Raw genomic sequence first — 22,005 nt, 5'->3', positions numbered from 1 at the left:
CCCCCGTCTCAGTCGAACAGCGCCTTCACGAAGTCGCGCGGCTCGAAGCGGCGCAGGTCGGCGATCTTCTCGCCGACGCCTACCCAGAGCACCGGAATCTTCAGCTCGTCGCTGATGCCGATGATGACGCCGCCCTTCGCGGTGCCGTCCAGCTTCGTCAGCGCAATCCCCGTGACGCCCACGGCCTCCTGGAACTGGCGGGCCTGCTGGATGGCGTTCTGACCGTTGGTCGAGTCCAGCACCAGCAGCACCTCGTGAGGCGCGCCCGGCAGCGCCTTGCCCAGCACCCGGTGCACCTTCTTGAGCTCCTCCATGAGCGGGGCCTTGGTGTGGAGCCGGCCCGCCGTGTCCGCGATGACGACGTTCGCGCCGATCTCCTGGGCCTTCTTCACTGCCTCGAAGACGACGGCGCCCGGATCCGAGCCGTCCTCGCCCCTCACCAGCTCCGCCTTGGCGCGCTCGGCCCACACATCCAGCTGCTCGGTGGCGGCGGCGCGGAAGGTGTCTCCGGCGGCCAACACCACCTTCTTCCCTTCGCCCGTGAGCTGCGCGGCCAGCTTGCCAATCGTCGTCGTCTTCCCCGCGCCGTTGACGCCCACCACCATCACCACGTGCGGCGGCCCACCGCCCTCCAGCGTGCGCGGCACCGGCAGGTCCACAATTCTCGCCACCTCGTCGCGGATGAGCTGCTTGATGCGCTCGGGGTTGCTCAGCTCGTTGCGCTTGAGCTTCTCGCGCGCCAGCTCCACCAGGTTGGAGGCCGTGCGCACGCCGATATCCGCCGTGAAGAGGATCTCCTCCAGCTCCGCCAGCACGGACTCGTCCACCTGCCGGCTCTGGCCGAACAGGCCGTTGAGGCGGGCCATGAAGCCCTGGCTCTTCGTCTTGTCCAGCCCCTGGGCCAGCGTCTTGCCGGCCTCGGCCCGCAGCTTGGCGCGCTCGGCCTCCGCCGCCGCCTTCCGGGCTTCCTCCGCCTCCTCGGCCTCTCGGGCCTTCTGCTCCGCCAGGAGCCGCTCGGCCTCCTCGCGCTCGCGGCGCTTGCGCTCCTTGGCCTCCTCGTCCGCGGCCTTCTTCGCGCGGTACTCGGCCCTCTTCTCCTCCTCCTCCTTCGCCTTGAGGGCGGCGGCCTCGGCCTCCAGGCGGGCGCGCTCGGTGTCGTCCTTGGCCTCGCGGGCGGCGCGGGCGGCCTGCTCACGCTGGCGGGCCAGCTCCTCGGCGCGGGCGTGGGCCTGGTCGGCCTCACGCTGACGGGCCAGCTCTGCCTCCGTCTTCGGCAGCTCCACGCGGAGCTGCGGGGCCTCGGCGGGCAGCTCGGGTTTCTTCTCCTCGCCGGGGACGGTGGGCTTGCCGGGCTTCTCGGGCGCGCGAGGCGCCTTGCGGAGCACCTTGCGCAGCGCCAGCACCATCAGCAGTGCGAAGAGCGCGAGGACGCCATAGCCCACCAGATCGCCCACGGGGCTGGCCTCGGGGGCCGGCGGGGCCGGCTGGGTGCCCGGCTGCCCGGGGGACGTGCCCGGGGGAGGGGGCACGGGAGCGGGCGCCGGCACCTGCGCGGCGAGGACGTCCAGGAAAGTCGGAGTCTTCATGGGGCGACCCGCTTATACCAATCCGCAGTTGGATGCAGCGCCCGCGGAACGGTAGAAACCTCCACCATGCGACTGTCCTGCCTGTCCGTTGTGCTGCCCACGGTGCTGCTCTCGGCCTGCATCGTCGAAGCGCCGGGAGGGGCTTCCGAGGCCGAGCGCCGTCAAGCCACGGTGCAGCAGGTGCCTCCGCTGGCGCTGAAGAGCGGCGCCAACCTGGGGGAGAAGGTGGAGCTGGTGGGCGGCTCGGTGACGCCGGGGCGCATCGTCAAGGGCGAGCCCGCACGCGTCACCGTCTTCTTCAAGGTGCTGCAGCCCATCCTCGAGGACTACACCATCTTCGTCCACCTGGAGGACTCGGAGGGGAAGATGGAGCGGATGAACATCGACCACAAGCCCTCGGGCGGCATCTACCCCACCACGCAGTGGAAGCCGGGCGAGACGGTGAGGGATGACTTCAACATCTACATCCCGCCCGGCTCCTCCGTGCGCTCCGTCACCTTGTGGATGGGGCTGTGGGAGCCGCGCTCGGACACGCGCATGAAGCTCACCAACCCGGAGGCGGTCCGCAATGACGGCAAGGACCGCATCCTGTTGGCGCAGATTCCCGTGGCGCCGTAGTGCTCCACCCGCGGGCGCTGCGTTGGGTGTGAGCACCACCAAGACAGGCATTCGCATTGGGTGCGTCACAAAAAGGGGTTGCGTCACAACACGTGGGCGGCGCGGGCCTCCTCCAGCGTGTACTCCGGCCCGGTAGGGGTGAAGGGGCCTGTCTTTTGGACGAGCCACGCGCAGGAGCCCGAAGGCAGGTAGAAGTCCTCCTCGAAGGGGGAAAGTCCCAGGTGGCGTAGGTAGTCCTTGAGCATCTCAAAGGTGAAGCGGTCCCTCACCCGGCGTGCCTGGTACTGCTTCACCTGCTCGAAGGGGAAGGGCTCACCCGACTGCTCGAAGACCCAGTGTCCGCCGTCATTGGCCACCTCCACGGCGCGGACATAGTTGTTGAGTTTGCCCGGCTGCTGTGGACCGAACACATCCAGCATGACCGCGCCATAGCGGCCTCGGTCCCCGCGCAGGGTGTGGGGCACGGCGACGACCCGCAGGCCCCGGATGCTCAGCCTGCGGGCCATGACGCTCATGGCGCTGGCGGCATCCGTCCCGGTCCATTGGTTGGTGACGTAGGCGGTCCAGGCGCTGCGCGTGGGGATGAACAGGCGCCGTTGGGTTTCCCCACCACTGAGGGGCAGCAGATGGGAGAGGGCTGGTTCCAAAGGGCCCGCGACGGGCAGTACCTCAATGGTGAAGCCACGGGACGTCGCCAGCCCTCGCTGCCACGTAGCGAAGGCTTGCGCCGCCTGCTCCGCTCCCAACTCCAGAAAGCCCATCTCTGAAGTGACAGGCGCCCAGCGGTCCTCGAGCAGCAGCCTCTGCATCTCCTGCGTCATGGAGGCACACCTTCTGGCTCAGGAATGATGATCCGGATGACTTCGCCCTCCGGGTTGTTGGCGGTGAGGCGCGACTGGTGGCGAGGGCCACGGTCCGAAGTCGGTGAGTCGTACTCCACAGAGTAGCGGCGGTTGTTGTAGTCGAATTGGAGGTCCGGCCGATTGATTCCCACACGCTGGCCGTTCGTGAACGTCAGTTGCTGCTGGTTCACCCGAATGTTCTCGGCGCCTAGCTCGTTCTTCAGGTACTCGATGTCCCTCTGGAGTTGCGCATTTTGCCTGGGGCTGGGGCTGATGGGACGGTCCGTCTTGAGGAGTTTGGGTACTTTCGGGTTGACGGTGACATCCTGACGCAGGCGTGGGCCGGCGGACACCTGCGGCGTTGGGTTCATGCCCGTGAGGGCTTGGACCAGTTCGGGTGAGGGCGCGAACGGGCCCGGTGCCGGAGGGGGCGGAGCTGGCGCCGGAGCGGGCTCTGGCGTAGGCGCCACGGCTCGCGGCGGAGCGGGCGGAGCCTCTCCCTTGCCAGGAGCCACCGGCTCCACCGGCTCTGGAACACCCCACCCGGGCACCGGCCGCGTGGCGGTCATCAACTTGCCAGTGGCCACGCCCACCGCCAGCGCCGTGAAGAACTCTTGGGCCGCGCCGAGCTGGGACACCTCCTGGCCCGTGAACATCTCCTGGCCACTGGCCATCTGCCACCCGCGCTCCAGCGCGAAGTGCAGCGGGTTGCTATCCCTCGCCACCTCATACCCCGTCAGGAGGAGCCGAAGGGTAGTGGGGTGCGTCATGACGTAGTGCTTGACGATGCGCCGCCGGTTCTCCCAGTGGGCATACCCCTCGGCGGCGGCCATTCCTGCTCCCAGCCGGCGTTCCATGTCCTCGGTCTGCTCGGGGGTAAGGCCCTCCAGCGTCACCCGCGGCCACATGCGGATGGGCGCGGGTACTGTCTCCGCGCTCATCGTCTCGATGTACTTGCGTTCCCACTGGGACAGCGGGTGGGTCCACTGCAGCATGGCCTGTCCGCCGGGGCCCGAGGCCCACCAGGACAGGACGTACCCGGGTTTTCGCAGGAGCAGAATCTGCTGAATCACATCCCGCTCGGCGGAGGGGGCGTGCGCCACCTCCGAAGGAGCAGGCGAGAGCCCCGCCACGCTCAGCTCTGCTGCGGACGAAGGGCCCGGGCTCTGCTGCGGGAAGGCACCTGCTGGACTGTGGGCGGACTGCTGCGCCCATGAGCGCTGAGGCGGGGCCAGAGCAGGAGCGTGGGACGGGGCGCCGAAGCCGAAGAGGAGGCCCACCCCGAGGGAGACCACCCCCTCGCCTTGCGCGAATCGGGAGGGCGGGAACGCGTACACGCCAGCCACGCCCAGCTCCAACCCAATGCTCCCGCGGATGGCGTGCACCCCGGCTTCGCCCCCAGCGCGCAGCCGTGGAGCCCCCCAGGAGCGGGGAGTGAGGGCCGCTCCACCCATGGCTTTGAAGTACAGCGGCCCCTCGCCCGTGAAGCGCGCCAACGCGTCCGTGGACAGCTCCCACGCTCCGGCGGAGGTGGCCGGGGGCAGCACCGTCAACCGCACCCCTATGCCCTGACCTGCCTCCCACAAGCCCCACAGGCTCACGCTGTACGAGGTGCGCGGCGCCCAGGAACTGCCCAGCGCGGTGCCCTGCGAGACACCCGCCCCCACCACTGCCCGCATCGGGCTCGTCTCATCAGAGGCGTGCGCCCCAGGCGCGACGAACAAAGCCAGCAGCAACAGGCTGACAGCCGCAGGGAACCGCGAGGGCGGGTGCGCTCCCGGACTTCCTTCGAGCTCTCGCACCTTCTGCCACAGGTTCATGAGCCCTCCTGTTGTGAGCAGGAGGGCAGGCTACGGGGACGCTCCACGGCAGAGGAGGGCGCACCAGGTGGTGCCGCCTCTCCGCCCCGCGCACTCACCAGGTGAGCCGCTCTGGACACACGCCCCACAGGCTGGGGTGGTCAGACATGAGGGGGGGGGCAACCGAGCGGGGATGTGCTCAGGCGCAGCGGAGCGCAGGGCCTCGTCATGCCACCTGCCACATCATCTGGCGCTATGATTCCGACCCACCCTCCTGGCCGGAACCGTGTGCCTGCTTCCGACTGGTCGGAACCGTGCGTCTGCTTCCGACTGGTCGGAACCGGGACACAGCCGTGGCGTCATTGTGGGTGAGTGAGCGCACAGCGTGCTCGGACGGGTCGGCGACAGCTCCGCCGTGTCGGCGGCGGTCTCCGACGTGTCGACTTTGTGTCGAACGGGGCGGCCACGCTCCCCAGCGCCCCCTCAACTCGGTAAGTGGTGGCCCCGTGTTCCTCAAGTGCAGGGACACGGGGCCGTCGCGCTTCTGAGAGGTTGGAGACTGACTCTCAGGGCGAACCTTGCTCTTTCTGCCCTGCGGCCCGGCTCCGCCCGATGGCGGCTCCGCAGGGACTCAGGAGATGCCCTTGCGCAGCCGCTCCCAGTCGAAGTTGGCCGACGGATCGCTCTTGCGGCCCTTGGGCACCGCCACGTCCTTGTGGCCGACGATGTTGCTCATCGGCACGTTGTACTGCTGCTTCAAGTAGCCGGTGAGCTGGGTGAGCGACTTCATCTGTGCCTCGGTGTACGGCGTCTTGCCGCCGCCGTCGTTGACGATCTCGATGCCGATGGAGCGGCCGTTCACGTCGGTGGGCACGCCATGCAGCTCGCCCTTGCCCGCGTGCCAGGCGCGCTTCTGGTCGTTCACCAGCTGGTAGATCTTGCCGTCGCGGTCCACCATGTAGTGCGCGGACACCTCACTCTTGGGGTTGCGCATGTGGGCCAGGTCGCCCGCGCCGTTGTTGGAGGCGGTGTGGTGCAGGACGATCGTGTCGATGTCCTTGCCGCCACGCTCGTTGAAGTTGGGCGAGGGCGCGTTGATGACGGGGGGCTTCTTGAAAGTGCCGTTCGAAGGCGTCGTCGGGGTGGGGGCGGTGGGGCCGCCCAGCTTGCCCAGCTCCTTCTTCAGCGCGGCGTGGGTGAGGTCGCCGTAGTAGCCGGTGGTGGGCAGCTTGTGGTCCGCCTGGAACTTCTTCACGGCGGCCTCGGTCTTCGGGCCGAAGGTGCCCGGGCCGGTCGCCACCTGGGCCGCCGTCATGTACTTCAGCTTCACCAGCGCGTCCTGGAGCTGCTTCACCTGGGGACCGGAGTCGCCCTTGCTCAGGCCGGCGGGGGGAGCGGTGGGGGTGCTGCGCGAGGCTGCTGCGGCCGTGGTGGTGGCGGCAGTGCGGTTGATGGTGGTCATGGGAATCTCGGGAAAGGGGGGGAAAAGCTTTCACCCATTATCGTTCTCACCGGCTGAGAGTTGCGCGGGGGCCGGAAAATGAGCGGATCACGCAACTCGGCAGATTTCCTGGAGAGTGGGGGCATTTCACGCGGAGTCACGCTGGCTCGGGCGCAGCCGTTCTCTCATTCCATGGACGAAGGAATAGAAGGTGGGCAGCGCCAGCAGGGTGAAGACGGTGGACGTGAGGAGTCCGCCGATCATCACCACGGCCAGGGGCCGTTCGATCTCCGTGCCGTGCAGCGGCAGCACCAGCAGCGGCAGCAGGCCGAGGATGGCGGTCCCCGCGGTCATCAGCTTGGGCCGGACGCGTCCGAGGCTCGCCTCTCGTATGGCCTCGGGGAAGGGACGGCCCCGGGCCAGCAGGTCCTTGGTCTGGGCCACCAGCACCAGGCCATTCTGGACGGCGATGCCGAACAGCCCGATGAGGCCCACGAGGCTGGAGACGTTCCAGGTCTCTCCGGCGATGAGCAACGCGAGGATTCCGCCCACGAAGGCGTCCGGCAGCGTGGCGAGGATGACGAGCGCCTCGGCCAGGGAGTCCAGCGCCAGGTACAGCAGGATGAAGACGCCCAGGATGGCCACCGCGATGGCGATCGCCAGCGACTGCGCGGCCCGCTCCTGGCTCTCCACCCGACCGCCCACGTCCAGGAAGTAGCCGGTGGGCAGCTTCAGCTCCGCCGCGAGCTTCTGCCGGGCCTCGGCCGCCGTGCTGCCCAGGTCTCTGCCAGAGACGCTGGCCTCCACGGCGATGCGCCGGCTGCCCGCCTCGCGGCGGATGCTGCCCGCGCCGAAGGTCTCCTCGAAGGTGGCCAGCTGGCTCAGGGGGATGCGGGTGCCGTCATGTCCATCCACCCAGAGGTTCCGCAGCGCGTTGAGGTCGCCCCGGCGGTGATCGGCCAGCCGCAGCACCAGGTCGTAGCGCCGCTGGCCTCGCCACACCTGGGAGGACTCTTCGCCCACCAGCCCGACGCGCACCGCGCGGATCACGTCTCCGGGGGTGAGGCCCACGCGGGCCACGGCGGTGCGATCCACGGTGATGCGCAGCTGCGGAAGGCCGCTGAGCTTCTCCACGCGCAGATCCTCCACGCCTCGGACCTTCGCGAGGGTGTCGCGGGCGCGATCGGCCAGGGTCGAGAGTGTCTCCAGATCCGGGCCGAAGATGCGCACGGACAGGTCCGCGGGGCTGCCGCCCAGGCCCTCGTCGATGCGCATGCCCAGGGGCGTGGTGAAGAGGACGGACACGCCGGGCACCTTCTCCACGGCCTCGCGCAGCTCCGCCTCCAAGGTGTCCATGCCCCGCGTTCGATCCTTCTTCAGGACGACCAGCACATCCGAGAGGGTGTGCGGCATCGGGTCCTCGGTGCGCTCGGCGCGCCCTGTGCGGCGGACCACCTCCTCCACCTCGGGGAACTCGCGCAGCACGTCCTCCACCCGGTGGTTGAGCCGATCCACCTCCTCCAGCGAGGCCTCCGGCGGTAGGACGGTCTGCAGGAGGAGCGCCCCCTCGTCCAGCCGGGGCATGAAGTCGCTGCCCACCGCGAAGGCCAGCCCCAGGGCGGGCACGGTGATGGCGAGCGCCACCAGCCGGACGAGTCCGGCCCTGCGCATGCACGCATCCAGCAGCGGCGCGTAGAACGCCTTCACCCTGCGGATGAGCCAGACGTCCTCGGGCTGCTCGGGCTTGGGGGCGCGTAGCAGCAACCCGGAGGCCACGGGCACCAGCGTGAGCGCTAGCACCAGCGAGGCGGCGAGGCAGGCGACCACGGCCGCCGCCAGCGGCTGGTACATGCGGCCCTCGATGCCCGTCATGGCGAACAGGGGAACGAAGACGGCCACGACGATGAGGGTGGCGAAGGCGATGGGGCGGCCCACCTCCATGGCTGCGGCGAGCGCCTCCTCGCGGACGGACCTGCGGCCGCCACCTTCTCGGAGATCGTGGATGATGTTCTCCGTGACGATGATGGCCGCGTCCACGAGCAGGCCCACGGCGATGGCGAGGCCTCCCAGGGTCATGGTGTTCAGGCCGATGCCCGCGGTCTTCAGCAGGATGCCCGCCAGCGCCAGGGACAGGGGGAGGGTGAGGGTGACGATGAGCGCCGCGCGCCAGTCCCCCAGCATGCCAAAGAGGACGAGCACCACCAGGAAGGCTCCGAGGAGAATGGCCCGGCTCACGCCGCCGAGCGCGGAGTCCACCAGCTCTGACTGATCGTACACGACGCGCAGGTGCACGCCGGGAGGGAGGCCTTGGCGCAGCTCGGCGATGGCCTCGCGCACCCGGGCGGCGACCCGGATCGTGTCTGCCCCGAACTGCTTGCTGATGCGGCAGCTGACCACCTCGCCCTTCAGCCGGTGGGCCATGCCCCGGCGCAGGGCGGGGGCCTCGCGGACCTCGGCCACGTCTCCGAGCAGCACGGGCGTTCCGGCTCGCATGGCGACCACGGTGCTGCGCAGCTGCTCCACCGTCTCGGCCCGCCCGATGGCGCGCACCGTCCACTCCGTCGGGCCCTGCACGAGGAAGCCGCCCGAGGCGTTGAGGTTGGCGCCCTCCAACGCATGCTGCACGTCCCCGAGGCTGACCCCGCGGGCCATCAGCTGATCCGGATCAAGCAGCACCTGGAACTGCCGCAGGTACCCGCCCAGGCGCTCCACCCCGGCCACGCCTGGGACGGCGAGCAGCCGGTTCCTCACCTCGAACTCGGCCAGGTCGCGCAGCGTCATGAGATCCGCGGCGCCTGGGTCCGCCTCCAGGGTGAACTCGAACACCTCGTTGAGCCGTCCGGTGAGGCTGGAGACGAGCGGTGCGTCCGTGCCGGGGGGCAGCTCGTTCTGGGCCTGAGCCACCCGCTCGGCGATGAACTGGCGGCTGCGGTAGTAGTCCGCATCCGGCTCGAACTCCACGGTGAGCTGGGTGACGCCGAGCTGCGAGGTGGAGCGGATGCGGCGGACCTCCGGCAGGCCCGCGAGCGCCACCTCCATGGGAATCGCGACAGCCGTCTCCAACTCCTCGGCGCCCATGGCGGGGTTCTGCACGATGACGTTGAAGATGGGCGCGGACAGGTCTGGGAAGACGTCGCGGCGGAGGTTGCTGAGCGCCACCGCGCCGAAGGCGGAGAGGGCCAGGGCCAGCACCACGGTAAGGCCGGGCCGGGAGAAGGACGCGCGGAGGATGCGGTTGACCACCGAGGGGCTGCCGTCAGTGCCCATGTTCGTCTCCTCCGCCGCTGGACTTCTCCACCTCGGCCTTCAGGAGGAAGGCGCCTTCCACCACGACTTGCTCGCCGGCCTTCAACCCCGCGAGCACCTCCACCTCGTCTCCCAGGGGACGGCCACGGCCCACCTCGCGCCGCTCGAAGACACCGGCCTCGCGGGTGGGGATGAAGGCCACCCAGCCGTTCTCCAGTCGCTGGAGCGCAGAGGCGGGCACCGTGGTGATGGAGGCGGTGCCCTTCAGCGGGAGCGAGGCCGAGGCGGACATGCCCGGCCGGAGCAGCCCCTCGCGGTTGTCCAACTCCAGCCGCACGGGGATGGTGCGCGAGGCGGCATCCACCTGCTGGCCCACATGGCCGACCTTCGCGGAGAACTCCTGGCCGGGGAAGGCCGCGAAGGTGACTCGCGCCTCGCCGCCCGGCTGGAGGCGCACGGCATCCCGCTCGAACGCATGGGCGATGAGCCACAAGGAAGACAGGTCGCCCACGCGGAAGAGGGGCTGGGACGGATCCGCCATCTGCCCGAGCCGGGCGTTGCGCTCGATGACGGTGCCCGCGATGGGGGCGCGCAGCACGAACCCGGGAGCCTCGGGCCCGCTGGTGCGCTCCGCTCCGTCCGAGCCCAGGGCCACCAACTGCGCACGGACTGCGGAGACCTCGGCCTCGGCGGCGGTGGCCTCGGCCTCGGCGGCTTGGACTTCCTTCTGGGCGACGATGCGCTCGGCGGCGAGGGTGCGCTTGCGCTCGGCGGCCTGCCGGGCGGCGGTGGCGCGGGCCTGGGCGGCCTGGAGCGCGGCGCGGGCCTTGCCCAGCTCGGGGCTTCGCAGCTCCGCGAGCCGCTGGCCCTGCTGGACCTGCTGGCCGGTGTTCACGGCGATGGCGCTCACGCGCGCGGGGATGGGAGAGGCCACCTCGGCATAGGCGTCCTCGCTGAAGGTCAGCTCTCCCAGCACGGTGATGGTCTCGCTGCTGGGGCGTGCCTTGACGGGCGCGGTGGTGACGCGCAGGTCTCGGAGCATGTCCGGAGCAATGCGGACGTGAGCCTCGCCCGGAGTGTCGGCGTGGTCATGGTCTTCGCCCTCTGCTTCGGGAGCGTGCGGAGCCTTGGCCGGAGGCGCCTCGCGGTTGCACGCGGACAGGAGGAGCAGGGAGAGCAGCGCGAGCGGAAGGGGCTTCATGGAAGGGCTCCTGTCTCCACCGCGAGCCGGGTGCGGGCCAGCGCCGCTTGGAGGAGGCTGTCGAGGTAGGCGGCCCGGGTCTCCAGCACATCCCGGCGCACGAGGAGGAACTCGGCGAGGCCCATCTCTCCGGCCTCATAGGAGCGGCGGGCGAGGGACTCGTTGTCTTCCAGCAGCGGGAGGGCCTCGCGCTCGAGGAGCTCCACGGCCTGCTGCTGCTTGCGGTAGCGGGCGAGGGCCGCCTCCACCTGGACTTCCCGGGCGCGGCGCGCGGCCTGGAGCACGCCTTGGAGGCGGTGCACTCGGGCCTCGCCGGAGACGCGGGCCTCCTGGCCTCGGGAGAACAGCGGCACGGGCACGCTCAGGGTGCCGAGAACAGCGGACTCATGGGCCTCTCGCTGGTAGCGAACCCCTAAAGAGACCTCCGGCCAGGCCTCGCTCCGGCCGAGCCGGAGGTCTGCCTCGGCCTGGGCCAGCTCGGCCTCCAGAGCGGCGAGGTCCGGGCGGGGCGGGCCGCCCAGCATGGGGGGCAGGGGTTGGGAGGCGAGGGAGTGCAGCTCACCGCGCACGCCCAGGGGCTGTTGAGCGGTGAACCCGAGCAGCACGCGGAGCTCGCCCAGGAGCGAGGCCTCCTCTCCTTCGGTGCTCGCCACCTCTGCCCGGGCGCGTGCGAGCGCCACGCGGGCCACGTGGACATCCACCACGGGAACGTCCCCGGCCTCGAAGCGATGCTGGGCGGCCTGGGCCGTCTGCTGGGCCGCGTCCTCCGCTGCGCGGGCCAGTACTCGCCGCTCCCGGGCGTGCACCGCGCGCAGGAAGGTGGCCATCACCTCGCCGAGGACGAGGCGTTCGGTGTCCTGCTGATGGGCGCTCTCACGAGTGAGGCCGGAGCGTGCGGACTCCAAGCGGGCACCTCGCTTGCCGCCCAGCTCGACGGGCTGGGAGAGGCCCACGGCCCAGTCCAAGCTCTGCTCGCCGCCGGAGCGGGTCCGAGGGCCCGCTTCGGTCTGCAGGGTGGGGTTGTCGCGCAGCCAGGGGGAGGCACCGGCCACAGGCCCTTGGGCCTCGGCCACACGGCCGCGGGCCTCCAGCACAGTGGGGGCCTGCTGGCGAGCCAGGGCCAGGGCCTCTTCGAGGGTGAACTCGGACGGCTGGGCCGCACCTGCGCGCGGCCAGAGGCATGCGGCGGCCAGCCCGAAGGCGGCCGTCGCGAGACGGGGAGACATGGGTGAAACCTCGCGGAAGACAGACGAGCGTCAGGGGCAGGCGGACCCGGAGCGCTCCACGGGTGCACCTGTCCTGGTCTCAGAGGAGGAGGGGACAGCGAACGGGGGTCTACGCGAGGGAGAATCGGGGGACGTGGAGGATGTCACCCGTGTGCGCTGACAGCGGCTCTTGCTCCTTCTCTTCGAGAAGGAGCGTGCTGGGCGGGCTCACGAGGATCCACGCGGTGCGGTTGAGGGCCACGGGGCGCGGATGCGCACAGCAGGTGCAGTCGGCGCACTCGGGGCTGCACTGCCCCCGCGAGTCATCATCCGGACAGTTCTGCGAGCAGGCCTCGCCGGAGGAGAGCGCGGGCACGAAGCCCGAGCCGCTCACCGAGGCGAAGAGCAGCGCGATGACGCAGAGCCAGATCCGAAGCACGCGGGGAGTGTAGCAGAAGGGGAAAAAACCAGAGCGGCCCTGTAAGCCGAGTTTTGTTCCCTCCCCTTTCGAGGAGGGCGGCGAACATTCGTCTAGGGCCCTGGTTGCCCAGGGGCCTCATCAGCGAGCAACCCGAGCGCAGCGGACGGGCCATCCTTGTCCCCCGGACTGCGGGGACGCGCTCCTATTGGCTCTTGCTCCAGGTGGGGTTTACCGTGCCGCCCGAGTCACCCCGAGCGCGGTGCGCTCTTACCGCACCGTTTCACCCTTACCCGCCCCTTGCGGAACGGGCGGTTTGTTTTCTGTGGCACTGTCCTGCGAGTCACCTCGACTGGCCGTTAGCCAGCACCCTGCCCTCTGGAGCTCGGACTTTCCTCCCGCCACCCGTTCCTGCAGTGGCCGGCGTTCACCCGGGCCGCTCTGGCGGTCCACCTCTTACAACAGGTGAGGGGCAGGGGTCACTTCTGGTGGGGAGCTTACAGTGTGGGTGAAGCCACCGGGCGGAGAGTTAAGCTGGCCGCCGTGAGGGCAGGCTTCTTCTGCGCTCGTTCGGGCTCATCCACGAGGATGGGGGCTGCGAAGCGAGCGGCTCACGGAGGGTTCAAATGAAAGATGCGGGGCGTGCTCTGCTTGTCTGGCTGTTGGTCGCGCTTGCGAGCCTCACGGTGGTGGGATGCTCCTCGGGGGCGCATTCCGCCACGAGCCGGCCGGGAGAGGCGAGCCAACTGGGCGCCGCGAGCCAGCCCATCTACCTGGCGCAACTTTCCTGCTTGGACACGGAGAGTTGCTGCATCTTGAGGGATCCGCTGACTGCGGCGAACCGCTGCATGGTCAGCCCAGCGCGGATTACCGAGGTCCTCAACGGCGTGAAGACGGTCTACGGGACCACGAACGCTAGAGCGGTGACGCTCAAAGATGAGGCGCAGGAGAAGGAGGACACCCGGTTCGCCGAAGCCGCCGAAGCTGAAGGAGAGGCCGCGCCCGAGCCCCCTAACTGCCAGGGACAGAATCACCACGTCATCTCCCGGCCTATCGCCAAGGTACTGGAGGAGCACCGGACTCTGAGCGGGTTATATGAGCCAAGGGATGAGCGCTACGTGGCCAAGGCGAAGGACAAGGAATCGCACTGCGGCTATCAGAAATGGCACCGAGATGTGGACCTGGAGGTCATCAGGTGGCTGAGAGCCCGGGAGAGTGCAACTCAGAAGGAGTTTGAGGCGTTCCTGCGAGAGATCTACAACCGCAAGGACATGCTTGAGAGGTTTCCCAATGGCTTCGGCCCTGTCAGCTGAACCGCGCTTCTTTGTGCTCGAGCCAGAGGTGTGGGGGGCTCACGACACCTCTTTCGAGAAGGCTGGGCCCGCCAACCGAGGCGACGCCCCGCATTGCCCTCGGTGCGGCGAGCCCATCGGGATGCTTACGTGGCTGCCCCCATACCGCGCCGAGTTGGAACTGCATGGTGCGGGTTTCGGGGACTTCCTGGAGGGCCCCGGCCGTGAGGTCCTCCTCTCCGAACGCTTGGCGGAGGCGTTTCAGAAGGAAGGGCTGACAGGGCTGCTCGGCTTTCACCCCGTCGAGGTGGTACGCCTGCGCGGGAGGCGGAAGAAGTTCAATGCTCTCACCGTCCCTCGCTATGTCGTCGCCACGCCCTGCCTGGGCAGTGGAGCAGTGGACGAGGCCCGGAGCCGCCTGCGCCATACGAAGCCCGTCACATGCCCGGAATGCCGCTCTGGAGGACTGGACTCCATCCATGGCTTCGCGCTGGAATCTGGTACATGGAAAGGCGAGGACGTGTTTCGTGCTAGAGGCTTTCGCGGATGCATCGTTGGCTCTGAGCGCTTCGCCGAGTTCGTCAAGCGCCACGGCTTCACGAACATGAAGTTCACACCCACGGAGGAGTACGTTTGGGATCCGCTTCACAAGGGTCCGCCCGATACCTCTTCGGCCACTCCCACTTGAGGTTCATCCAAACGGAGCGACTCGTTCATGATCGATCACACGGGCATTGGCGTTGAGGACGTTCCCAGATCCGCTGCGTTTTATGATGCGGCGTTGGGTGCGCTGGGGATGCGCCGTGTCATCGAACTCCGGGAGAGCGATCGTCTGGACGGCGTTGGCTATGGAGTTGACTATCCTGTCTTCTGGATTGACCGCTTTCATCCGCACAGCGTGAAGCAGCACACGGCGTTTGCCGCGAAGAGCCGCGCCGAGGTGGATGCGTTCTACGCGGTAGCCCTGCGTGCCGGTGGGACAGATAACGGCGCTCCGGGGCTGCGTCCAACGGAGAAGGGCTATCCGGCTGGGTACTACGCGGCCTTCGTGCTCGATCCCGATGGCAACAATATGGAGGCCATCTACAGAGAACGTCAGGCTCGGTCCTGACTGGACGGAGGGTCTGCTCGCTCAGCAAGGCCCGCTGGGAGGACATGTTCTGGGACATCTACCGGATCGAACCGCTGACCGATGATCCGGCGGAGCGCTCCCGACTGGAGACCCGGGAGTTCTGAAGTGGGGGCCCAGCGCAAGGGCGGCTCTTCATGCGAGCCCTCTACCTCCCGGCGCCATGGAACCCCTGGGCCCGTTTGCTGTGGGCGTTCATCCGATTCCGTGAGGGAGTGCGCCGGCGCCGGGGCGAGGAGTCCTTCGCTCAGCGCTACTGGGGGTGCTCCGGCACGTGAGCCGCCCTTCGCAGCGCTACCGGACGGGAAGGGGTATGGAAATACCTACCGCGGGCGCGAACTTCACATGAATACCTGAGTTCGAGTCAGGCGGTGGTCGATGGCGTGCGGGACGTAGGGAATCGGTAGTGCGCAAGGCCAGACGCCTCCTGAATCTCATTCAAGATCGGTGTCCACCACTCGGAGGCCTGGAGGATGAGTGCTCCGAAGTGATGGGTCTGATGATAGCTCGCGGTCGCGTAGGCACTGGCGCCCTCCGTCGTTTGAGGCACTAGGATGAAGCCAGCCCGAGCGGGTTGCCCATGCCAACGGAGTGAGTCCCGGTACACATGAAGATCCGCCAGCCCTTGGTGAATGGCGTCACGACTGGAACGGTACTTGGCATCCAGTACGATCCACCCCAGCGGCTTGTCCTCACGCAGGATCAGGAGGACATAGTCAGGGCGTCGCTCACCACTCAGGCTCTGGAAGTGCAGGCCTTGCTCGGACCAAGCCGTGAACGTTCGCTGGTAGTGCAGTTCTAGCACCAGTCCATTCACCGAGGCGGCTCGCCAAACACATCCGAAAGGTGGACGCTCCAACAGCCCAGAGCTACGGGGAGGCGTGCTCGTGCAGGTCCACGCCTCCCCGAGCTCCCGCGAAAGTCCACCCGCCAGTCGGTAGAGGGCCAGCAACTCGAACAGCTCGTAGGTATACCCAAGGCTGGAGGAGAAGGCGCCCTGCTCATCCAGTTGCATGCCTGGATCCAACAGGCGCTGGGCCAGGCGCTGAACCCTCGCGTAGCTGGGATGATCGATCACGGCCTGCAATGAGCCTGGGCCAAGAGGCTCGGGAAGCACGCCCTTGAATGGGACGCGCCCCAAAGTTGCTTCAATCTCCTCTGTCGCGGCATCCAGCACATGGGCGTACTCAATCGCCCGGGGCTCTCGGCCCGAAATCTGGTGAAAGGCCTTGGAACTGCGCCGAAGCGTTCGCAGCAGTCGCTCAAGCAGGTAGCTCAGGTAGCGGGTGGCTGGGTGATCCAGCGTGCTCTGGATGCGGCGCTGTTCGATGAAGACGCCAGAATCGGCCGACTGCGTGGGCGAGGAAGGCCGAACTGCACCCAGGGCTCGTGGGTGAGCCACCAGCCACCGGAAGCTGGCGGGATCCACGCGCCGGTTGGCGGGCAGTCGCTCCAGGACGCGTTCTCGCCGCGTCCAGCTCAGCGGATCGAGCGCCAGCCTGCGGAGCGCCTGGAGCAGTGCTGGCAACTCCGCGTCGATGACGCTCGCATGCACCAGCATTGGCGACTCGTCGGCTCGAGTCGCAGCATGGGAGCCCGGCCCCAGTCCCCAGGGCAGATCCTTGGAGATAGCAACCAGCTCCGCCAGCATCTCCCGGTAGGCATCCACGCCCAGCTTGCCGGGATGGGGACTCACATCGAGCGCCTCCGTCTGTTCTGTCTGTCCTGCTTGTACCAGGAGCCGCGCCCGGCCTGCCCACGTCTCGATGCTCAGCCGGAAGCAGGTCTCAAGCACATTCCCTTCCTGGGTAACGTGCTCAAGCGTGAGCATCGCCCCCGCGAGGGTGACCGCTGCGGGTGTGGACGCACGCACACGGATGCGAAGGTCATCACCCTCCCGAGCGGACCAACTCCCGTCCGGAAGTCGCTCCAAGGGCACATGGACGGACTTCTCCCGACGCGTGATCAGGATGTCCATGTGCTCACATCCAGAAGCGGGCTACGCCCAGGCTCTCAAGGGACCGCCTCATCTGCTCGACCTTCTGGGCCGAGTTCTGGAGCTTCTCGCCCTGGCAGATCCGAAGCACTTCAGCGAGCGCCTGAGGCAGCGGGCCGCTGTCATCACCCCGCAGCTTGGGGAGCACCTTGGCCAACACTGCGGCATCCAGTGCCTCTTGCAGAGGAAGGGAGCTGACCGCGCTACAGAAAGCAACCACCTCCTGGCAGGTGCGATAGCCGAAGTGTCGCCGCGCAGGGACGAGCGCCTTCTGCAGCTTCTCCAGCACGGGCATTACTCGTTGCAACATGTCCGCCGAAGTGCCTGCCTCTAGGGCCCGAGCCTGCCACGCCGCGAGGTCCACGTCCCACAGTTCGAATGAGAACGCACGATCCAGCACCTTGTCGGAGAAGGCGTGGGTGGTCTCATCCATGTTGACCGTCCCGATGATGAAGAGGTTGCGGGGCCATGGCACGCGGGGTTCGACGCCATCAATCCGGTCGCGCTCGTTGTGGATCTGGAGCTCGCCCTTGCCTTCCATCGCGGTAAGGAAGGGGGCGAAGTAATGCTCGACCCGCGCCAAGTTCATCTCGTCCAGGCAGAGAAAGTAGGGCAGCGTCGGGTTCTGGGAGGCCCTCAGCACCAACTCAAGTGCCTCCGTCTCCTCGAAGCGCGGCTTGGCCGAGATCGGGTTGTAATAGCCGAGTAAGCCCGTGGGGTCAGTCCAGTCCGGCCGGACGGAAACCTCGCAGTAGTGGTCGGCCGGGTTGAGTTCGAGGGCTTCGCAGTACGCACGAGCGTACGCTCGCGCCAGAGAAGTCTTCCCGGTTCCGGAGAGCCCTGCCAGCAGCACGAACCGTTTGCCGTCCAACGCGCGGAGCGCCGCATCGAAGAGATGGACGAAGCTGGTGGGATAGACCAGTCCCTTCAGCTCCTTATCGTTCTGGAAGCGCTCGCGGATCTTTTCAAAGGGCGCGGGGCGAAGCCCCGCCCCGAGGGTGGGACCCGGTATGATCACCGTGCCTTCAGCAGGAGAGGGATCATCGATGATGGAGGTGGGACCCCACTTCGTTTCAAGGTCCGCAGGGAGACCACTTGCCCAGTAGGAGCCTGGCTCTGTCAGGATGACGCGCTTGTCAGCACCCCCGATCTCCTCCACCAACCCGATCTCTTTGGACCAGGTGAGCACGTCGTTCGGCACCCGCGGGGTCGTCCATCGCGGATACCAGGTGAGGAGCCGCTCAACGATTTCCGAACGCACCAGTCCGCCTGGCTTGTCCTTCAGGATCCAGAGGACCTGAGCAAAGCCGAAGATCTGACCGACGAGGATGGGGGCCAGCACTTCGCTGGGCTCCTCACCATCAAGGAGTTGCTGCCCTCGTGCACTAGGCCGGAATGCATTGTCCCGGAATTCGATCACCCCCAGGTTTGTCCGCAGCACGGAGAGGTACATTTCCAGGGAAGAGTTCTTCAGCCCCGGAAAGAGGTCGCGAATGGCTTCCAGCATTTCTTCCCGGGTAGTGCCCGTCTCGGTGGAGCGCACCAGCCGCATCACCGTGTTGATGGCCCGAGGGATGTAGAAGAGCCCCTTCCGTTGCTCCTCGAAGGGGAGCAGCTTCAGGCGTGGCGCGTCCGTTCCGGATTTGGATGGGTCACCCGGGACAGGGGCCTCCTCGAGTTCAGAGATGTTCTCTTCCTCGGCCAGCTCGTAGAGAAGCCAGGAGAACATGCTCTGTTCAACGTGCCCACGGAGGCTCGAAGGTTCTCCGAGAGAGTCTTGCAGCCTCTGCCGGATCACCACCTGCTGGGCAATGGTGCCCATCCCGCCCTTCTTCATCCCAAGATAGCGCCGGACAACGTGCGTGCGGTGCTGGTCGAGGAGGCAGAGTACGTTTCGAGGGAACAGACCGGCAAAGATCCGGATCAACCGAGCTCCTGGTCTCCGCTCATTGTGCTTGGGCGTCACCATTCCCATGATCTCTTCGAACATGGACTGCAACACCTTGGCGCGCTCGAGGGTGTCTTCGGGCAGTTTCTCCTGCCGCATACGGAATAGGACCTTGGCCAGCGCTGTGTCCGTGTAGGCCGAGTCGACCTGCACCATGGCGCCCATGCCCGCAGTGGAGACACCATTGTCAGTCCAGAGGAATTTCTGGAACTGGGGAGCCACCCACTCGACTTCGGTTGCGGACTGAACGCGCTCTACATAGGCGACATAGTCCTTGAGCCACTGAGGCCAGCGTTGCTCCCGAGCAGGGATGAACTTTCGCTCGTAGAGTTCCTTCAGCTTCGGCGCGTCCGGCGTCGAGATTATTATCATGAGGGTGCCCGAGAGTACTGTGGGGCGAAGTCACGGACGACACTCTTTCCACCTCGGAGAATGCCCCGACGGCCGCCTACCGTAAGAGGTAACCCATCAAGGTGAACACCCGGATGGGAACCCGGACCCCTTTGAGTGCGTGTTGACCCAACTCCACCGCCGCTTCCGGCCGGGTCAGCTGCACGAAGGCTTCGCTCATCGTCAGCGGGACCTGGAGCGGCTTGCACAGCGACTCCAGGCGGCACGCTTCGTTCACGGCGGAAGAGATGACGGTGAAGTCCAAGCGGCCCCGTGCGCCAATGTTGCCGTACATCACCTGCCCCACGTGCAGAGCCACGCCGATGGAGAGGGGCACTTCTCCCCGGGAGCGGCGCTCCGCGTTCAAGCCCTGCAACGCAGTCAGGGCCTCCTTCGCGGCCAGCAAGGCACTCTGGCATGCGCGCGGCGCGTCCCCGGCCAGAGGGAAGATGGCCAGGATGGCGTCACCGATGAACTTGAGGACTTCGCCTCCGCGCGCCATCACCGCACCGGCCACATGGTCGAAGTACTCGTCCAGGGTCTTCACCATGGCCTGCGGCGTGCTCTGCTCGGAGAGCGAGGTGAAGTCGCGCAGATCGCAGAACCAGATCGCCGCGTCGATCAGCTCGCCGCTGCCGCGCTGGAAGCTGCCCTGAGCCACCCGCTGGCCGGCATTGCGGCCCAAGTACACCTCCAGGAGCGCCTGCGTGGCATGGTAGGCCGAGACGAGCTCGATGCGCTGCGTGAGATGGGGCCCCAGATCCGTCAAGGCCGCCAGGGCTTCGTCCGAGAACCCCTCCGGCGCGCGCGTGGCCCAGGAGATGTAGCCGATGTCGCCCGTCGAGTACCGGAGGCCCTGGATGAAGTAGTCCGTTCCTCCCTGGGCTTGGAGCTCCTGGCACACGGGAAATGGCAGGTCATCGCCTGTCAGGCGCACGCGAATCGGCGGCGAGCCGTTGCGCAACAGCGGCACGGGGCTGCGCGTGAAGGTCGGCGCGTCCAGGGTCAGGCGGCTGCGATCGATGAACTTGACGCCTTCCTCCTCGCTCCACTGCACGGTGTGCCACACGAGCTCTGGGTGCTTGGTCATCAGGTTGAAGCGGCACCGCCACAGGGGCAGATCGTGGGCGCGCACCAACTCGACCAGGTCCGCCATCAAGGACAGTCCGCCGTCCCCCACGTGCCGCAAGTGCAAGAGCTGCTTCTGGATGGAGGCGAGCGCTGCGGGCGTCACGGACCGTTCTCCCGGGAGAGGGCAGTCGACGTGGCCTCGCTGCCGGCTCCCCGAGCCATACCCCATCCCAGTGGAAATGTGGCGATGTGACGCAGGACGCGGCTACAACCCGGCACCGTTACCCCCCGAGGCCCATGCCCATGAGAGAGAAGAACCTTCAGTACCTGCTGGATTGGACGTCCATCCAGGATCTGGCCGTGGAGTACGGCCAGGCCATCGACCACGGCCGAGACACCGGCGACTGGAGCCGCTGGGCGAACGTCTTCACCGACGAAGTCACCGCGGACTACACCCGCCTGGGCTTCGACCCGCTCACCCTCAAGCGGGAGCAGATGCCCGACGTGGCCAAGGGGGCCTTGAAGGCCTTCCATCGGGTCCAACATGCCACCGCCAACTGCGTGGGCCTCCGCTTCCAGAGCGACTCCCACGCCGAAGTCATGGCCTATGCGGAAGTCGCTCACTACTTCCACGCCGGAGGCGACCAGCACGAGTGGACCATCGTCGCCCGCTACACCTTCTCCGTGGAGAGAACTCCGGATGGATGGAAGATCCGCAAAGTGTTGCTGGACCCCATCCACTATCGCGGCAACCGGGTGGGCAAAGACCTGCTGGAGGGCAAGACGCTCATCTGAGGAGCCGTTCGAGCCAGGCCTCCCGAGCCGCGTTCGCTGCTTGGGAGATGGCAGCACCTGGCGCTATCTGGCTGAAGCCGTGGAACGCGCCGCCCCACACGTGCAGTTCCGCGTCTCCGCCTGCAGCCCAGATCGCGCTCGCGTAGGCCACGGCCTCGTCGCGGAAGACTTCCGCCGCCCCCACGTCGATGAACGTGGGCGGCAGGCCGCTTAGATCGGTCGCACGCGCGGGAGCTGCATAGATGGACACGTCGCCCGTTCCGCGCCGGTCCCCGAGCAAGGCCGTCCAGCCGGTCAGGTTGCTGAGGCGGTCCCAGATACCAATCCCCTGGAACTGGTGCGACGAGACGGTCTCGTTCCGATCATCGATCATCGGGCATTGGAGGAGCTGGCCGAACAGCTTCGGCCCCTGGCGGTCGCGCGCCAACAGGGTCGTGCCCGCGGACAGGCCGCCCCCGGCGCTTCCACCGAAGATGATGATCCGCTCCGGTTGGATCCGCAGCTCCTCGGCGTGTGCGGCCATCCACGCGAGTCCCGCGTAGCAGTCCTCGACGGGGATGGGATCGGGGTGCTCAGGGGCTCGCCGGTATTCGACCGTGACGCACACCGCGTCGAACTTCATCGCCCACGCCACCAGATCAGAGGCACCTGCGAACCGGTTGGCCATGACCATCCCGCCGCCGTGGACGTGATAGATGCCGGGGCCCGGCTTGGCATGGTCTTTCCGCGAGATCACCGAGACGGCGATGTCGGCCCCTTGGTAGCCGGGGATGGTGAAGTCGACGCACTGGACCGGCCGGTCGCCGATCTGCTCGGCGATCGAAGGGATGGGCATCGCCCGATATCTTTCGATCTGATCGGCGGTCATCTGGAGCGGGGTGAATCCGGCGAATGCCGGAAGGATTTGGGCGAGCTCGGGCTCGAACGGGGTCGGGGTCGGCTTCTTCTTCGTGGCGCTCATGGTCGCAGTTGGGTCAGGTTGGAATCTTTCACTTCTCCGCGCTCGTATCGGTGCCTGGGGAGCAGGC

At 67.5% G+C, this 22,005-nt stretch carries 17 protein-coding genes and 1 other RNA gene; 5 read left to right on the top strand and 13 right to left on the bottom strand.

Annotated elements, in window-relative coordinates:
* Positions 1-8: 8 nt before the first annotated feature.
* Positions 9-1,586 carry a signal recognition particle-docking protein FtsY gene (ftsY, locus tag DB31_RS34285; RefSeq protein ID WP_044195933.1) on the bottom strand — a complete coding sequence of 526 codons (1,578 nt, stop codon included), beginning with the start codon at positions 1,584-1,586 and terminating at the stop codon, positions 9-11.
* A 66-nt stretch (positions 1,587-1,652) separates the two neighbouring features.
* Between ftsY and DB31_RS34280 the strand changes: the two genes are divergently transcribed.
* Entirely contained in the window at positions 1,653-2,204 is a 552-nt protein-coding gene (locus DB31_RS34280; RefSeq protein WP_044195930.1) for a hypothetical protein, read from the top strand.
* A gap of 83 nt (positions 2,205-2,287) precedes the next feature.
* Here DB31_RS34280 and DB31_RS34275 read toward each other — a convergent pair whose 3' ends face one another.
* The 8 genes from DB31_RS34275 to rnpB form a co-directional block, all read right to left on the bottom strand.
* On the bottom strand, positions 2,288-3,025 hold the full coding sequence (locus DB31_RS34275) for a hypothetical protein (protein WP_044195928.1): 738 nt from the start codon (positions 3,023-3,025) through the stop codon (positions 2,288-2,290).
* On the bottom strand, positions 3,022-4,866 hold the full coding sequence (locus DB31_RS34270) for a hypothetical protein (protein WP_044195925.1): 1,845 nt from the start codon (positions 4,864-4,866) through the stop codon (positions 3,022-3,024). Before DB31_RS34270 ends, DB31_RS34275 begins: the two co-directional genes overlap by 4 nt.
* Before the next feature lie 610 nt (positions 4,867-5,476).
* The gene (locus DB31_RS34265) at positions 5,477-6,307 is read right to left on the bottom strand and encodes a peptidoglycan recognition protein family protein (RefSeq protein WP_044195922.1); all 831 of its coding nucleotides are present in this window, start codon (positions 6,305-6,307) and stop codon (positions 5,477-5,479) included.
* A gap of 126 nt (positions 6,308-6,433) precedes the next feature.
* On the bottom strand, positions 6,434-9,553 hold the full coding sequence (locus DB31_RS34260) for an efflux RND transporter permease subunit (RefSeq protein ID WP_044195917.1): 3,120 nt from the start codon (positions 9,551-9,553) through the stop codon (positions 6,434-6,436).
* A complete protein-coding gene (locus tag DB31_RS34255; RefSeq protein ID WP_044195915.1) occupies positions 9,543-10,733 on the bottom strand; it encodes an efflux RND transporter periplasmic adaptor subunit in 1,191 nt (396 codons plus the stop codon). Before DB31_RS34255 ends, DB31_RS34260 begins: the two co-directional genes overlap by 11 nt.
* Positions 10,730-11,959 carry a TolC family protein gene (locus DB31_RS34250; protein WP_044195913.1) on the bottom strand — a complete coding sequence of 410 codons (1,230 nt, stop codon included), beginning with the start codon at positions 11,957-11,959 and terminating at the stop codon, positions 10,730-10,732. Before DB31_RS34250 ends, DB31_RS34255 begins: the two co-directional genes overlap by 4 nt.
* A gap of 109 nt (positions 11,960-12,068) precedes the next feature.
* Positions 12,069-12,377, bottom strand: a complete 309-nt coding sequence (locus DB31_RS34245; protein ID WP_044195910.1) for a hypothetical protein — start codon at positions 12,375-12,377, stop codon at positions 12,069-12,071.
* Between the two features lie 26 nt (positions 12,378-12,403).
* Positions 12,404-12,799, bottom strand: an RNA gene (gene rnpB, locus DB31_RS45500) — RNase P RNA component class A.
* Between the two features lie 372 nt (positions 12,800-13,171).
* Here rnpB and DB31_RS45495 point away from each other — a divergent pair.
* The 3 genes from DB31_RS45495 (at position 13,172) to DB31_RS34230 (ending at position 14,759) form a co-directional block, all read left to right on the top strand.
* Complete coding sequence (locus DB31_RS45495) at positions 13,172-13,669, top strand: hypothetical protein (protein ID WP_157232310.1); 498 nt, start codon at positions 13,172-13,174, stop codon at positions 13,667-13,669.
* A 121-nt stretch (positions 13,670-13,790) separates the two neighbouring features.
* On the top strand, positions 13,791-14,336 hold the full coding sequence (locus tag DB31_RS49270) for a double-CXXCG motif protein (RefSeq protein WP_240487012.1): 546 nt from the start codon (positions 13,791-13,793) through the stop codon (positions 14,334-14,336).
* A 27-nt stretch (positions 14,337-14,363) separates the two neighbouring features.
* Entirely contained in the window at positions 14,364-14,759 is a 396-nt protein-coding gene (locus DB31_RS34230) for a VOC family protein (protein WP_044195906.1), read from the top strand.
* A 382-nt stretch (positions 14,760-15,141) separates the two neighbouring features.
* Here the strand turns inward: DB31_RS34230 and DB31_RS34225 are convergent, their stop codons facing one another.
* The 3 genes from DB31_RS34225 to DB31_RS34215 all read right to left on the bottom strand — a co-directional run bounded on the left by DB31_RS34225 (position 15,142) and on the right by DB31_RS34215 (position 20,345).
* Positions 15,142-16,755 (bottom strand): DUF2357 domain-containing protein, encoded by a 1,614-nt coding sequence (locus DB31_RS34225; RefSeq protein ID WP_044195905.1) that lies wholly within the window; start codon positions 16,753-16,755, stop codon positions 15,142-15,144.
* 4 nt (positions 16,756-16,759) lie between these two features.
* On the bottom strand, positions 16,760-18,943 hold the full coding sequence (locus tag DB31_RS45490) for an McrB family protein (protein WP_157232309.1): 2,184 nt from the start codon (positions 18,941-18,943) through the stop codon (positions 16,760-16,762).
* A 226-nt stretch (positions 18,944-19,169) separates the two neighbouring features.
* Positions 19,170-20,345, bottom strand: coding sequence for an adenylate/guanylate cyclase domain-containing protein (locus DB31_RS34215; RefSeq protein ID WP_052420477.1), 1,176 nt, complete (start codon positions 20,343-20,345; stop codon positions 19,170-19,172).
* A 140-nt stretch (positions 20,346-20,485) separates the two neighbouring features.
* On the opposite strand from DB31_RS34215, the gene DB31_RS34210 reads away from it, so the two are divergent.
* Positions 20,486-20,977 carry a nuclear transport factor 2 family protein gene (locus DB31_RS34210; RefSeq protein WP_044195903.1) on the top strand — a complete coding sequence of 164 codons (492 nt, stop codon included), beginning with the start codon at positions 20,486-20,488 and terminating at the stop codon, positions 20,975-20,977.
* Here the strand turns inward: DB31_RS34210 and DB31_RS34205 are convergent.
* Positions 20,970-21,938, bottom strand: a complete 969-nt coding sequence (locus DB31_RS34205) for an alpha/beta hydrolase (RefSeq protein WP_044195900.1) — start codon at positions 21,936-21,938, stop codon at positions 20,970-20,972. The two genes, DB31_RS34210 and DB31_RS34205, sit on opposite strands and share 8 nt — an antisense overlap.
* Between the last annotated feature and the right edge of the window lie 67 nt (positions 21,939-22,005).

It is taken from the genome of Hyalangium minutum (assembly GCF_000737315.1).
Taxonomy (GTDB): Bacteria; Myxococcota; Myxococcia; order Myxococcales; family Myxococcaceae; genus Hyalangium; species Hyalangium minutum.
This window is presented reverse-complemented; position numbering and strand designations above follow the sequence as displayed.